A 12,892-nucleotide genomic window follows, 5' to 3' on the forward strand; every position below is an offset into this window, starting at 1 on the left:
ACCTGCAGCGATCTATTTCAGATGTGTCCAAAGGAGCCCTGATGAAGATGGCTGGCGCGCTCAAACGCGCACAGGACATCGCACTTGCCCACGGCTGGACCGATCGGGGATGTCTCCCCGAGCCGCTAGGGCTGCTTGTGCGGGACTACTACGGCTCAGGCAATCCCACGCCACTCGATTTGCACGATGCCGCAGGAGATCGCTTATGACGCAGGAGATTGGTCCGGACACTTCGGACGGCTATCACACCTTCGCTGAGCTGTACCACTACCGGATGCTGTTCAACGCGTTGCTGTTCAACGAATGGGCGGCTGCAGGGAAGTTCGATGTCCACAAGGCGTACCGGCACTCGGATGGCTCCATGTATGGCGGCTGGTTCATCGTCGTCGCGCAACTGCCCACCGGGCAGATCAGCAACCACTACTCCGAAGATGACTGGGACCGGTTCAAGGTGCCTGAGCGTGGCCACACCGCCGAATGGGACGGCCACACTGCCGAGGAAGCCGCAAAGCGGATGGCCGCGTGGCTGGACCAAATGCCAAGCCCCGCCTTTCCGGAAGTGCCGTTCGATCTCATTCACGTCCGCACCAAGGAGTCCTGATGGCAGCCATCGCGGTCAACGCGAAGCTGGGCGACACCATGACGTGTCCCGGCTGCAGGGAAATGCTGACGCTGATGCCCGGAGATGGCTGGACTAATCGAAACGGCTTCACCTGCGTGCCGCTCCCAGGCCGCGCATATGGCGTGCACACCGACCACATCACCACGACGATGGCCGCCGAGGAGTCCTGATGGCTGCAACACCTTCGGAGATCACCGCCGAGCTCCTGATCCGATTCCCAGGCTCGAAGGAACCCACGGTGGTCGGCACGGTGACGATCCCCGTGAGGTTCGAGCCTGCAGAGGACGGCAGCGTGAACGTCACCCCTGATCTCAGCGTTTTCGCGCGCATCGCCAAAGCAGCCGAGGAGTCCTGATGTCAATCGAAGGCTTCGCTGCCGCATGCGAACTGATCGAGAAGAACATGCTCGAAGCCATCGAGCGGGTCGCCACAGACCTCACCGTCAACCTCTGCCTGCCAGCGGAGGTCCGAGACCAGATTCACGCGGTGCTCGCGCCGTACGTCTCAGACTGCGCCGTAGTCCTCGCGACCTCTTTGGCTGCCGGTGAGACGGCCGAGCAGTTCGAAGCCCGTCTTGCCGCACTGAAGATCGAGGAGTCCTGATGAGCACTGGTGTCCTGATCACCGATGACTGGAAAGTCCTCGACGAACCAGTGCCAGTCGAACTGGGTAACGACAAGGCTGTGGTCACGTTGCCGCCGGAATCTGGTGTAGCCCAGGCGATACAGAGCGCCCTTGACCCGTGCGCGCGGCTCATTCTCGCGGTGCGAGTCGACGGCCGTTACGAGCACTACGCGCTCGATCAGTTCGAGTTCCGATGCGAAGAGACCACCACCTTCGTGGCGACGTTCATCAGCGACCGCAGCAGTTTCGACAAGGCCATACGCCGTGTTCTCGACCTTCATGCTTCGCTCGCGCCTGATCAGCAGGAGGAGTCCTGATGTCCTGTCTCGCCGCCCTGATCGACTCGGTTCTGCACCCGCATCTCCACACCCTGGAGCTGCGATTCACCACACCGATCGGCTTCTGGACGTGGTGAGTGCCGCCCTCGAGAATGCGCAGCATGTTCGGCACGCCGACAAGCACGCCGACCGCGGTAGCCATTGGCCATGTTGCGCCAGGGTTCAGCTCCATGCGATTAGTTCGAATGACTGCGACGAATGCGGAGAGCCCTGGCCATGCCCATCCGCGTCGGGGCGAGTCGATGCATAAGTGGTTGGCCGGCCGCCTGATTCGCCTCGCGCACCGGATCAATCCGCCCAAGCCCACCGAATACCCGGTGCAGGACTTCCACATCCACATCGACTCGCTCGGCGGCGATCTGAGCAGCTACGAGACCAAAATTCGGGCGACCAACCTTGGGTACACGGGTCACGTCCGATGAGCTCCCCATCGGGCGGGGATCAGTGCGAGTGCGTCCATACCCGAGACGAGCACAGCCGCAGCGCCCGCAAGGACGGCCGTAAGCAGTGCATGGGCACCGATTCGTACGGCATCCGGTGCGAATGCGACGGCTTCGTCTTCACCAACTCGCTCGAAGACGAGACCGACCCCGACGACCCGAACGACTTCATCCAGCGGCGCTCCGTTGCGCGCCTCGAGGAAGTCCTTCATGCGGATGACTGCACCAACTACTACGCAAAAGCCCAGGAAAGTGCTCGATAACTGCAGGTGGTGAACATGCGGGACCGCCTCGAATCCGCTTGGCTCCGCCTCGTCTCCAACCTGCTACACCGCTTGGGCGTCATCCGCCGCTGATACAAGCCGCGTTTAGCCCCGGCCGCCGACATTAAAGGTTTCGGCCGTTTTGTTTAATCCCGCTCTGGAGGTCCCGTCATGGCCGCTCTGCTCCCCATCATCGCGAACGCACTTTGGGATGTGGTGTCCGCGAACAACTTCGCGATCGTCCGCGACGCCTTCAACCTGATCTCGACCGGTTCGGGCGCATGACCACGACGGAACCGACTGAGAAAGGTCGTGTGTTCACTTCCACGATCGAACTCGTCGAATTCGCCGACGGCATCTATCTGCGCTATCTCCCGGTGAAGGCGCCGAAGGGGTTTCGTGACATCGACATCCGGTGCGCCCACGCAATCCCCACGATGATCTACAAGCCCGATGTCGGTTACCGGATGCATTGCAGTCTGGTCGGTGAAGTTCTCGTGCAACGCTGCGCCGCAGACGGTGACGCGCCGGCCTGTGGCTGCTGGATTCTGATCGCGCGCGGCGAGTTGGCTATGGAAACCGAGGCGTTTCTCAATGGAGTCCAGGTCAACATGACCTCGATGGTCATCGGCACCGGGCCGTAGCGGAGCGCGCATCGCCCGGAAGCCGCGTTCGGAGTGATCCGGACCTGTGTGGCGCGCGCATGAGTGGGGGATGACCTGATGGACGGCTTCACGATCGGCGACCGCCTCGACGCCGACGCTTTGAACGCTCTACGAACGAAAACCGCCTCCCCAGAAAGCAACCCAATGCTTGAGCAGCGGACCGACTGGCAGCCGCCTTCAGAACGAGGCGTGGCACGACAACCTCGCCACCACCATCCCAGCGAAGGCAGGGAAGTGATGGCCCCCGCGGCGAAGTTCTCGTGGCCTGAAGGCGGCGGCACGCACTCGCTGACATTGCCGCAGGCACTCGGGACTCTGGGCTACTCGATCAAGCCATCCACGATTCCCGATACGCCGCCATGGGAATGGTTCATCAGCAATATCCCGGTGGACATCTTTCCTGGCCTGGTGAACGGCTTCACTGGAACTCGGGAGGCCGCGAAGCAAGCGGTATGCGCGGCGCTGGCATTCTGGCGCGCTCGCGGGTATGTCACCGTCGACATCCCGATGGCAGCGAAGTGATGGAACGCCCCACCGATGAGCAGCTGCGCGAATGGCTGTATGACGCGGAGTTCGACCATGCAGCCGTCGACGGTGACCATGACTTCGACGCAAATCCACTGCCACTCAACACGTTCCCGAAGTACTACGCGGAGGACTACAACCCCACGCTGGCAGTGCTCTTCCGGGAACTCTTGGCATTGCGCGCATCGATGAGCAGCGTCGACTCGCTGACCGAGATCATCGCTCGCGGTGTGATGACCCCGAACGAAGTCCACAGAGTCATTGAGGGCGAGCCGTCCCCGATTTGAACGGGGATCGAGGAGCTACCTCGGGCTCCAAGCGCCACACACGGATTTGAACCGCACCCACCAGGGGACTCGCCGCACCGAAGACTACGCCACCACAAAAACGCCTCCCAGAAAGATCTTTCATGGCGACAAAGAACGAAGTGTCTGACACCGCCTCTGCCGGCGGCATCGGCTTCACCGGGGCGCTGTTCATAGCGTTGCTGGTGCTGAAGGTGACTCATACCGTCTCGTGGTCATGGTGGTGGATCACCGCGCCCGTGTGGGGATCCGTCCTGGTCGCAGTGCTGCTGATCCTCACTGTCACAGTGGCTTTGGTCGCCAAGGCTTCGCGTTGAGCGGATCGCTGACCGAGAACACTGCAGCGGAACCCGACTGGTGGACCACACCCTGGCATCGAAGCAACCCCAAGGCGCCGATCGGTCCCACGCAGCGCCGGCTACTCGGCTACCTCGCCGCCCACAGCGACCAGGACTTCAAACTCGGCGCTCTGGCCAAGGCACTCGATATCCACCCATCTCGCGCCTCTTCAGGATCACACGGCCTGGTCAACCGCGGGCTGGCCGAGGTCACCTAACCCGCAGGACCGGGCAGCGTACGCAAGGTGCGGATCACCGCCGCTGGCATCACCTACGTGCAAGCCAAGGATGCGGCCCAACAGCAAGGACATACGCCGTGATGCAGACTCTCGACACCAACGTTGCCCCGCCGATGCTGGAGACCTCCTATGCCCGGCACATCCTGATCGGCCTCCAGGGCAAGCAGGTCTACCAGCGGTCTGTGCCCGAAAGCGTTATCGCCCAGCGGCGTACAGCCAATCGCCGTGCTCGGGCGGCGCGCAGGATCAACAGGTAGTAGCGGGCGCCGTGATCGCGAACCCGTTCCGTGCCTGGCGTCAGCGCCGGGAGTATCGCGCCTACGAAGCGCGGCAAGCCCAGTACACCGTGTTCGCTGCCGATCTCACCGGCTGGACGAACACGCAGCTCATCCGCAGTGCGATGACATTGTCTGACCCGCACGAAGCCGAACTGTGTATGGCCGAGTGGGGTGCGCGGCTACAGGATCGCGTGGTGTCTGTTCGTCATGCGGCGGCCGACTCGTGACCGCCGACGACACGAACCGGGTCGAGGTCGCGTCCTGCCACGACCGGGCCGCAATAGTCCGGGAACTCCTGCAATTCCAGGAAGTCCTGGATGTGGTGAACCATTCGGGGGTGGTGGGGTTTGAGCCCGACAGTCTCGAGGTGTCCAAGGCCTACGCCGATGGCCTGCTGGGCTGTGACGTTTCCACGGTCTCGGTAGTTCGGCTGGTGCCGGGGGTAGTGGGAGGTCTTCGAGCGTATGTGCCGCTCGCGTTGCTGAAATCCATGGTGCGCGTGTCGGACGACACGCCGAAGGATGCTCTGTAGACGCCCAGCTCACAACGGATTCGCCGGTATGTTTTGTGACAGATGAGGTTTCAGACATGAACGCCTGGTTCATCTACCTACTCATTCAGCGGCTGCTGCACCTCGTGCCGACCGGTGGCCGATGATGCCCTGGGAAGTCACCTACGACAACCGATCCCAGAACCCGGAAACCTGGTCCGAAGGCACCGACAACCTCGAAGCCGACACCATGCTCATCCGCGACGGCGCCCTCAAATTCACCAACGAAGACAGTGACGCTCCTGTCGCGGTGTACGCGCCCGGGTACTGGCAGAAAGCCAAACGCACCACCTAACCCCCAGACGGCCTCACCCCTCACGTGTGTCTCCCGGTCGGAGGCGTCCGGTGGCAGACCACACGGGTGAGGTCCGGCCCCATCCCGCTGGTGGTCCGGCGGGATGGGGCCACCCAACAACACCAGTGCCCCCGATTCCGGTGTCTGGCACCGAATCCGAAGGGAGGCGCAACGGTTGGGCAATGTCCAAGGCAGTTCGACGCCCCCAATTCAGCAGACGCACTCCGCGGAGAAGATCGAACGCGCCGAGCGGATCGCGACCGCACTGCGGATGCGCGTGGCAGGCAAATCACCGGATGACGTCGCAGCTCACTTCGGAATACACAAATCCACCGCGTACCGGCTGATCAAAGACGGAATCGATCGCACCATCCGTGAGCCGGCCGAAGAGCTTGTCGCCCTGCACATGCTGCGCCTGGAGACGATGCTGGCAGGAGTGTGGCCCGATGCCCGCGCCGGCGACGTGAAGGCGATCAACGCCGCGCTCGCCATCCTCGCTCGCGAAGGCAAACTCCAAGGCCTCGACCTGCACGCCGCGCAGAAGGCACTCCAAGAAGGGCGCGAGCTCGCCGCGGTCGACAAGTGGCTCGAGCACATGGTCGGCAAAGCCATCACGGACGCGATGTGACCGACTGGCAGCCCCTGGTGGGCAAACAGGCACTGGCCGTGCAGCATTCGACTGCGCGCATCAACTTCTACGACGGCAGCGTGCGCTCCTCGAAAACCGGCACTTCGCTGCTGGACTGGATTCGCTATTGCCGGCGCGCACCACCGGGCGCGCTACTGATGACAGGCCGCACCGAACGCACCGTGCTCAACAACCTCATCGAACCGATGGTCGAAATGCTCGGCACCGGCCGTGTCTCTATCAACTTGGGGCGCGGCACCGCGAATATCTGCGGGCGCACCATCCATGTCGTCGGAGCCAACAATGAACTGGCCCGCACCAAGATTCAGGGCTGGACGTTGGCCGGCTCCTACAGCGACGAAGTCCCCACCCTGCCCGAGTCGTACTGGAACATGCTCGTGTCCCGGCATTCGGTGCCTGGTGCGCAGATGTTCGCCACCGGCAACCCAGAGGGGCCGCGACACTGGTGTAAACGGAACTGGCTGGACCGGGCGAAGCTGTGGATCGACCACGACGGCGAAATCCATGACCATTCCGAAGAATTCGAACGCCTCGAGGACGGCGACCCGGACCGGCCACTGAACCTGCACCGCTTCTCCTTCACCCTCGACGACAACCCGCGCCTGGACCCGCAAGTGGTATCCGACCTCAAGAACTCCTACACCGGGGTTTGGTATCAACGGTTCATCCGGGGCATGTGGACCGGCGCCGAAGGCGCGATCTACGACTGCTGGGATCCGGCCAAACATGTCATCCCGTGGTCATCGCTACCGAAGATGATCAAGATCCTCGGGGTCGGTGTCGACTACGGCACCACCAACCCGACCGTCGGGATCCTGCTCGGCATCGGCATCGACCACAGGTTGTACCTGATCGACGAATGGCGGTACGCGCCACGCACGGACGCCGAACGCTGGTCCGACCCGAAATTGTCGGCGGGGTTTCGTGAATGGCTGGCCCAAGACCATCTGCCCTACCGCAACGCCCGCGAACACGGCGACGTCGTGGTGGATCCCGCAGCGGCATCCTTCCGGGTGCAACTCCGCGACGATGGCGTGCACACCTATCCAGCGGAGAACGAAGTCGTCTACGGCATCCGCACCGTGCACAGCCTGCTCGCGACGGGGAACCTGCTCGTATCGGACCGTTGCCGGGGCTTCGTCGGCGAAGCTCCCGAATATCGGTGGGACACGAAGGCCACCGAGAAGGGTGAGGACGCCCCGATCAAGCTCGACGATCACAGCGCCGATGCGGTCCGCTACATCGTGACCAGCACCGAGCGGATCTGGCGCGAATACGTCGCCCTGTCCAGCCCGATGAAAGCCGCCTGAGCCCCCAGCCGCGGCGCTGGGTTACCAATGCCGCACACAACTACATAGCGCCGGCCGAGGACGCGCGCCTCGGCCGGGCACAACACCATCCGCATGCGGACCGAAGGAACCCAATGCCCCGCACCGCGGAACAGATCTCCGCCGACGATGCGCTCACTGAAGCCATCGACCGACACCACCGCGCCTACCACCCAGGTGACATAGAAGGTGTGCTCACCAAATATGTGGTGGTGGCGCAACGGCAATGGTGGGACGACGACGGCGATCAGATGACCGCGCATCTGACGACCCCACGTGACGAAGGTCTGCCGTTGTCGGATGCGCTCGGGCTGCTCGAGTTCGCTGCGACCCGGATTCGCCGCGATATCAGCGAAGACGACTGATGCGCAGCATTACTCGCGCCCGGCACCGGCTGGCCCCGGTGGTGTTGCGGTTCGCGATATGGCTTGCACCTTCGGTGCTGCCGCGCGCGACCTCTTCCAGTCGACACGACCCCGGATGGGTTCGGCCGATTCCGCCGGTGCCGGGGTTGTAGCAGGCGCGGATATCGCCGAGCGACATCAAAAATGTCATCGGCTACATCAAAAATGTCTCCCCGTCAGTAATTTTTGATTCTGTCAATAGGCAAAGCGGCGTGGAGCAGCCTGGTAGCTCGCTGCACTCATAATGCAGAGGTCGCACGTTCGAATCGTGCCGCCGCCACCACCAAACAGTAAGTGCCACAACTCAATAAGGGAGCCGATCATGGCTGATGCACCGTTGCGCACCAAGTCCGGTGCACCGTCCGCGATGGCCCGCAAAATGTACGGAATGGATGACGGCAGCTCGCCTGTCTTCGACCCGAAGTCCGCCGAGGACGCGATCCGGTTGCGCGGCAACAACCAAGCCCAGAACCCGGCGCAGGTCCTCAACCATGTTGCCAAGCAGGCCCGTAAGCACGGTCTCGGCCCGGACGTGCTGGACAAGGTAGCGGCGGCACGGAAAGAGGACCGCAAGCGGTGACGTACCGGCACCCCGCGGTCGTCGCGCATCGCGCCCGAATCGCGTCCAGTCTGCAACTACGGGTGGCGGATTGGATCACCAGATTCGCGGGCTCGATGCCGTTCCTCTACCTCCACGCCGCGGGTTTCGTTCTCTGGATGGTGTGGTTCGAGCGGTCACCGTGGCCGACGCTCACCCTGATCGTGTCGCTCGAGGCGATCTTCCTGTCGACGTTCGTCATGATCGGCCAGAACCGGCAAGCGGAGTTCCAGCGCGCGAAAGCCGATCATGACTTCGGTGCGCAAACCCTCGAGCTGCGCAGCAACACCGAACTCACGCAGGCCATCCACACGATGACCACTGAGTTGCACAAGCGGTTGGTGCCTGCCGCGGATTTGTCACGGCCGGGCGAAATGAAATGAACCGAACACTTTCCTTCGACGGCATGAATCGGCTGCGCGCTGGAGTACTCGGTGCCAACGACGGCATCGTGTCGGTCGCCGCGCTGATCATCGGTGTCGCTGCTGCAAACACCAGCCGGTCCGCGCTACTGACCACCGGGCTCGCTGCACTTTTGGCCGGCGCTGTGTCCATGGGGCTCGGTGAGTACGTGTCCGTCGCGACCCAACGCGACGCCGAACGCCCCCTCGTCAAAACGGGGGAGATGCGCGCCGACCAGCTGGTTCGCCCGTGGTCAGCGGCCAGTGCCTCTGCGGTGGCCTTCACCGCCGGTGCTCTGCTGCCCCTGGTCGCGATCCTCACTGTCCCGGTAGCGCAACGGATCCCGGTCACTGTCGCGGCCGTCCTGGTGGCGCTCACGATCACCGGAATCGGAAGTGCGCACCTCGGTGCCACCCCATGGTTACGCCCGACCGCCCGGATCCTGTCCGGCGGCGCCGCGGCGATGGCCATCACCTACCTGGTGGGCTACCTCGCCACCTGAATTGCCTTGTCCTTCACAACAACCGGAGAAAGGAAACCAATGATCGCCGTTCTGTCGACCCTGCTGACCACTCTCATCGCGGCCATCGTCTCCGCCTCGGCGTGAGATGAGTTACGTCGACGTGTTCGCGTGGCTACGCGCCGAACACGAACAAATCCGCCCGTACAACGCATCTCACCAGTTCCTTCTCAACATCCTGGAGAAAATCATGACTGTCCTCGACGACCTCGCTGCCCTGCACACCGACTTCGCCACCGACGCAGCGGCTATCGCTGCCGGTGTCGCAGCCCTCAATGCCTCGATCGCCGCTCTCGCCGGTGAGCCGGACCCGGCCGCTCTCGCTGCCGGTATCGCCCAGCTGCAGAGCGACGCCGCCGCGGTCCACACCATCGCTGCCGGTCTGGCGGCCGCCACCGCTTCGAGCGCACCGACTGCCGGTGACGGCTCGTCCGCGCCGTCCGGCGACGCGCCGGCCGATCCGGCTTCCGCGCCGACCGGTACCGCGGCCGCTGATGTGCAGGTCGCTCCGGCGCCTGAGGATGCCGCGCCGAGTGCCTGACCTGACTATGCGTCGGGAGTGACCATGGCAAGCCTCAAGAAGCTGTCCAAGCCCCGGCCGCCCGGACCGTCCACGGCGCCGGGTGCGGCACCGCTCGGAGGGCCCAGGCCGTCCACGCTCGGCCCGAATGTCGGTGGCGGTCAACGCGAATCGAAATAGCTTTGTCTTCGACAACTGAATAGAGGAGGGCGGGAATACGTGACGAATCCGTTCGATCCGACGCCGATCGCCATGTATTCCTCTCCACCTCCAGCAGTGCCTGACGGGCCGTCCACGAAGGGGATGCCTGATTTCGGGCAGCTGTGGCCGCCGCGTCCCTTCGATATCGCTCAACGCGCTTTTCAGGTGTATGACGCCTGGTATTCGTCGAATGTGCCTGCGCTGGAAATGATCTACATCCAGCAGAACCGGGTGAGGCAGGGTGCGTTCACCGGTGGGCTGATCGGGCGCATTCAACGCTTCTTCTGGGGCAAACCCAACCTGCAGGACAACCCGCGCCTGCATGTTCCTGTCGCCGCTGATGTGGCCCGTACCAGCGCTGATCTGCTGTTCGCCGAACCGATGACCGTGACTATCCCCGACGGCGGTGCGAACAACCCGGCGCTGGCCGATGAGCGCCTGCAAATGGTGTGCGGCGGCGACGACACGGTGGCATTGCTGTTGGAAGCGGCCGAACTGTGCAGTGCTTTCGGTGGTGTGTATCTGCGGTTGTGGTGGGACTCGGCGATCTCCGACCACGTGATGATCGACAAGGTATCCGCTGATGCCGCAGTGCCCCAATGGAAATACGGGAAACTGTATGCGGTCACCTTCTGGACGGTGGTGTCCGTCAACAAGGACCGCTACGTACGCCACCTCGAACGCCACGAACCGGGCCGGATCATCCACGCCCTGTACGCCGGTGATGAGGAGGAGCTCGGCGAACAGATCTCGCTGGCGGACTCTCCCGAAACGGCGTGGGCCGCAGACCTGGTCGACGCCAACGGTGCCATCCCCACCGGCGTCACTACCCTCACCGCCGCCTATGTCCCGAACGTGCGCCCGAACCGGTTGTGGCGGCGCATGCTCGGACTGGCCCCGCTGGGCCGTTCGGACTATGACGGGCTCGAGCAGCTGTTCGACCAACTCGATCTTGCGTATTCGTCGTGGATGCAGGACGTGGAGCAGGGCAAAGCCCGGATCTTCATCGACCGGTCCCTGCTGACGAATGGCGGCCCCGGCAAGGGTGCCTCGTTCGACTCCGAGCAGTCCGTGTTCGTGGCCGTGAACGGTGGCCTGAAATCCTCGGCCAACGACTCGGGCATGCCGATCCAGGCCAACCAGTTCAACATTCGCTGGTTGGAGCACAGCCAGACGTGCGCCGAACTGCTGAACACCATCCTGCGTGCGGCCGGGTTGTCGACCGGATCGTTCGCTGACTCATCTCTCACGGTCGGAGTGCCGACCGCCACCGAGATCAACTCGCGCGACAACCTTTCCGAGCGCACCAGGAACAAGAAGGTCAACTACTGGAAGGCCGCGTTAGGTCCGTTGACGCAGACGGCGATGGAGTTGGATGCCATGGTCTTCCAGACCGGTGTCGTCCTGACCCAGGCCCCGCACATCCAGTTCCCGACGCGCACGATGCAGGCACCGGCGGAGCTGGCCCAAACGTTGGCCGCGTTGCGCGCCGCACGGGTGATCTCGCTGAAGCAGTCGGTGATCAAGCAGAACCCGAACTGGTCCGATCAGGAAATCGATGACGAGATCGCCGCCATCGAAAAGGAATTCGCCGCTCAACCCGTCGTGGATGACCCGGACGAACCTCCCGCCGAACCAGACACAGACCCGGAGCAGGAGAACACCTCGAGCGGCGACGCGGAGGACGACGCCGATCTCCAGAGCGCCGCCGCCAAGTAATGCCGATCTCCTGGGACCGCATCAAGCACGCCCACGAATCGACCAAGCAGACCGCGGCCGACCTCGAACAGCAACTCATCGCGAACGCCGCCAGCGCGGTGAAGGGCGCGGAGAAGGACTTGTCCGGCACATCGTGGTGGCGGCTGGCGAGTGTGCGCCGGCGCTCGCGGGCACTTATCGGGACTCTCGTCTCCCGGGCTGTGGCCACCGCCCGCACCGCGGTGTCGTCGGCAACCAACACCGGTCGGGCGGAAGCGGAGAAGGATTTACGAGCCCGGTACGTACCGGTCACCGCCACCGACACCGGCCCGATCGCTGCCGCGGCCGAACGCGAAGTGGCCGACAAGATCACCGCGACAGCACCGGTCGCGATCCGCTCCAGTGACCGCCTGTACTCGGACGCCCTGTCGGCGATCATCGCCCAGCCCGCCCAGTCCACCGCGCACCGGCTACGGGTCGCGCAAGGGGTGCTGGATCGGCTCAGTGAAGCCGGGATCACCGGGTTCATCGACAAGGCGAACCGGAACTGGAACATCGTCAGCTACGTCGAAATGTGCACCAAAACCATTGCCGCCAACGCTGCACTCGATGCACACGTGCACACCCTGTCAGCTCACGGGCAGCACCTGGCGGTCATCGATGGTGCCGTGGACTGCTGCCCGGTGTGCGCACCCTGGCACGGGCAACTGGTGACCATCGACGACAGCGCCGCACCCGCCGGGGTGCAAGTGGCGGGCACCTTGGATGACGCGCGCGCCGCGGGGGTGTGGCATCCGGGCTGCCGGTGCAGTGTCGAGTCCTGGGATGTCGGTGACCCGCTCCCGGATATCCCCGAACCGGATCCGCGGCTGTATGCCGACCGTCAACGACTGCGCCTGCTCGAGCGTCGTGTGCGGGCTGGCAAACGAGTGCTCGCCGCAGCGATGACCCCGGAAGCCGAGACAGGCGCCCGGCAACGAATCCGCGCTCATCAGGCCGAAATTCGCGCGCACATCACCGCGACCGGTGTGAAACGTCAGCGCCGCCGCGAGCAGATCGGGCGCGCGCTCTAACGCCTCCCAGTTTTCCG

At 63.7% G+C, this 12,892-nt stretch carries 25 protein-coding genes and 1 tRNA gene; all 26 read left to right on the forward strand.

The window, feature by feature from the left end; genetic code table 11:
• The first annotated feature begins 205 nt into the window (after positions 1 to 205).
• The 26 genes from OG326_RS23655 to OG326_RS23780 all read left to right on the forward strand — a co-directional run bounded on the left by OG326_RS23655 (position 206) and on the right by OG326_RS23780 (position 12,875).
• A complete protein-coding gene (locus tag OG326_RS23655) occupies positions 206 to 601 on the forward strand; it encodes a WDGH domain-containing protein (protein ID WP_327139297.1) in 396 nt (131 codons plus the stop codon).
• A complete protein-coding gene (locus OG326_RS23660) occupies positions 601 to 792 on the forward strand; it encodes a zinc finger domain-containing protein (protein WP_327139298.1) in 192 nt (63 codons plus the stop codon). The genes OG326_RS23655 and OG326_RS23660 overlap by 1 nt, the downstream gene beginning before the upstream one ends.
• Complete coding sequence (locus tag OG326_RS23665) at positions 792 to 977, forward strand: hypothetical protein (protein ID WP_327139299.1); 186 nt, start codon at positions 792 to 794, stop codon at positions 975 to 977. The genes OG326_RS23660 and OG326_RS23665 overlap by 1 nt, the downstream gene beginning before the upstream one ends.
• Complete coding sequence (locus OG326_RS23670) at positions 977 to 1,225, forward strand: hypothetical protein (RefSeq protein WP_327139300.1); 249 nt, start codon at positions 977 to 979, stop codon at positions 1,223 to 1,225. Before OG326_RS23665 ends, OG326_RS23670 begins: the two co-directional genes overlap by 1 nt.
• Entirely contained in the window at positions 1,225 to 1,563 is a 339-nt protein-coding gene (locus OG326_RS23675) for a hypothetical protein (RefSeq protein ID WP_327139301.1), read from the forward strand. The genes OG326_RS23670 and OG326_RS23675 overlap by 1 nt, the downstream gene beginning before the upstream one ends.
• A 263-nt stretch (positions 1,564 to 1,826) precedes the next feature.
• Complete coding sequence (locus OG326_RS23680) at positions 1,827 to 2,006, forward strand: hypothetical protein (protein WP_327139302.1); 180 nt, start codon at positions 1,827 to 1,829, stop codon at positions 2,004 to 2,006.
• Positions 2,007 to 2,095: 89 nt separating this feature from the next.
• Positions 2,096 to 2,287 carry a hypothetical protein gene (locus OG326_RS23685; protein WP_327139303.1) on the forward strand — a complete coding sequence of 64 codons (192 nt, stop codon included), beginning with the start codon at positions 2,096 to 2,098 and terminating at the stop codon, positions 2,285 to 2,287.
• Between the two features lie 281 nt (positions 2,288 to 2,568).
• Complete coding sequence (locus OG326_RS23690; protein WP_327139304.1) at positions 2,569 to 2,931, forward strand: hypothetical protein; 363 nt, start codon at positions 2,569 to 2,571, stop codon at positions 2,929 to 2,931.
• A 78-nt stretch (positions 2,932 to 3,009) separates the two neighbouring features.
• Positions 3,010 to 3,474, forward strand: a complete 465-nt coding sequence (locus tag OG326_RS23695; protein ID WP_327139305.1) for a hypothetical protein — start codon at positions 3,010 to 3,012, stop codon at positions 3,472 to 3,474.
• Positions 3,474 to 3,764 (forward strand): hypothetical protein, encoded by a 291-nt coding sequence (locus tag OG326_RS23700; protein ID WP_327139306.1) that lies wholly within the window; start codon positions 3,474 to 3,476, stop codon positions 3,762 to 3,764. Before OG326_RS23695 ends, OG326_RS23700 begins: the two co-directional genes overlap by 1 nt.
• Positions 3,765 to 3,886: 122 nt before the next feature.
• A complete protein-coding gene (locus tag OG326_RS23705) occupies positions 3,887 to 4,099 on the forward strand; it encodes a hypothetical protein (protein ID WP_327139307.1) in 213 nt (70 codons plus the stop codon).
• Complete coding sequence (locus tag OG326_RS23710; RefSeq protein WP_327139308.1) at positions 4,096 to 4,338, forward strand: hypothetical protein; 243 nt, start codon at positions 4,096 to 4,098, stop codon at positions 4,336 to 4,338. Before OG326_RS23705 ends, OG326_RS23710 begins: the two co-directional genes overlap by 4 nt.
• A gap of 98 nt (positions 4,339 to 4,436) precedes the next feature.
• Positions 4,437 to 4,616: a hypothetical protein gene (locus tag OG326_RS23715; protein WP_327139309.1), complete on the forward strand. Its 180-nt coding sequence runs from the start codon at positions 4,437 to 4,439 to the stop codon at positions 4,614 to 4,616.
• An 11-nt stretch (positions 4,617 to 4,627) separates the two neighbouring features.
• Positions 4,628 to 4,864 carry a hypothetical protein gene (locus OG326_RS23720; RefSeq protein WP_327139310.1) on the forward strand — a complete coding sequence of 79 codons (237 nt, stop codon included), beginning with the start codon at positions 4,628 to 4,630 and terminating at the stop codon, positions 4,862 to 4,864.
• Positions 4,861 to 5,169, forward strand: coding sequence for a hypothetical protein (locus tag OG326_RS23725; RefSeq protein WP_327139311.1), 309 nt, complete (start codon positions 4,861 to 4,863; stop codon positions 5,167 to 5,169). Before OG326_RS23720 ends, OG326_RS23725 begins: the two co-directional genes overlap by 4 nt.
• A 124-nt stretch (positions 5,170 to 5,293) precedes the next feature.
• Positions 5,294 to 5,482: a hypothetical protein gene (locus OG326_RS23730; protein ID WP_327139312.1), complete on the forward strand. Its 189-nt coding sequence runs from the start codon at positions 5,294 to 5,296 to the stop codon at positions 5,480 to 5,482.
• Positions 5,483 to 5,657: 175 nt separating this feature from the next.
• A complete protein-coding gene (locus OG326_RS23735) occupies positions 5,658 to 6,110 on the forward strand; it encodes a helix-turn-helix domain-containing protein (protein WP_327139313.1) in 453 nt (150 codons plus the stop codon).
• On the forward strand, positions 6,107 to 7,441 hold the full coding sequence (locus OG326_RS23740; protein WP_327139314.1) for a PBSX family phage terminase large subunit: 1,335 nt from the start codon (positions 6,107 to 6,109) through the stop codon (positions 7,439 to 7,441). The genes OG326_RS23735 and OG326_RS23740 overlap by 4 nt, the downstream gene beginning before the upstream one ends.
• A gap of 113 nt (positions 7,442 to 7,554) precedes the next feature.
• The gene (locus OG326_RS23745) at positions 7,555 to 7,824 is read left to right on the forward strand and encodes a hypothetical protein (RefSeq protein ID WP_327139315.1); all 270 of its coding nucleotides are present in this window, start codon (positions 7,555 to 7,557) and stop codon (positions 7,822 to 7,824) included.
• Positions 7,825 to 8,069: 245 nt separating this feature from the next.
• Positions 8,070 to 8,146, forward strand: a tRNA-Met gene (locus tag OG326_RS23750).
• A 39-nt stretch (positions 8,147 to 8,185) separates the two neighbouring features.
• On the forward strand, positions 8,186 to 8,443 hold the full coding sequence (locus OG326_RS23755; RefSeq protein WP_327139316.1) for a hypothetical protein: 258 nt from the start codon (positions 8,186 to 8,188) through the stop codon (positions 8,441 to 8,443).
• A complete protein-coding gene (locus OG326_RS23760; RefSeq protein ID WP_327139317.1) occupies positions 8,440 to 8,844 on the forward strand; it encodes a DUF1003 domain-containing protein in 405 nt (134 codons plus the stop codon). The genes OG326_RS23755 and OG326_RS23760 overlap by 4 nt, the downstream gene beginning before the upstream one ends.
• A complete protein-coding gene (locus OG326_RS23765; RefSeq protein ID WP_327139318.1) occupies positions 8,841 to 9,365 on the forward strand; it encodes a VIT1/CCC1 transporter family protein in 525 nt (174 codons plus the stop codon). Before OG326_RS23760 ends, OG326_RS23765 begins: the two co-directional genes overlap by 4 nt.
• 208 nt (positions 9,366 to 9,573) lie before the next feature.
• The gene (locus tag OG326_RS23770; RefSeq protein ID WP_327139319.1) at positions 9,574 to 9,924 is read left to right on the forward strand and encodes a hypothetical protein; all 351 of its coding nucleotides are present in this window, start codon (positions 9,574 to 9,576) and stop codon (positions 9,922 to 9,924) included.
• A gap of 198 nt (positions 9,925 to 10,122) precedes the next feature.
• Positions 10,123 to 11,823: a phage portal protein gene (locus tag OG326_RS23775; protein WP_327139320.1), complete on the forward strand. Its 1,701-nt coding sequence runs from the start codon at positions 10,123 to 10,125 to the stop codon at positions 11,821 to 11,823.
• Positions 11,823 to 12,875: a phage minor capsid protein gene (locus tag OG326_RS23780; RefSeq protein ID WP_327139321.1), complete on the forward strand. Its 1,053-nt coding sequence runs from the start codon at positions 11,823 to 11,825 to the stop codon at positions 12,873 to 12,875. The genes OG326_RS23775 and OG326_RS23780 overlap by 1 nt, the downstream gene beginning before the upstream one ends.
• Positions 12,876 to 12,892: the final 17 nt, after the last annotated feature.

Origin of the sequence: Nocardia sp. NBC_01327, assembly GCF_035958815.1 — a bacterium.
Classification (GTDB): Bacteria; Actinomycetota; Actinomycetes; order Mycobacteriales; family Mycobacteriaceae; genus Nocardia.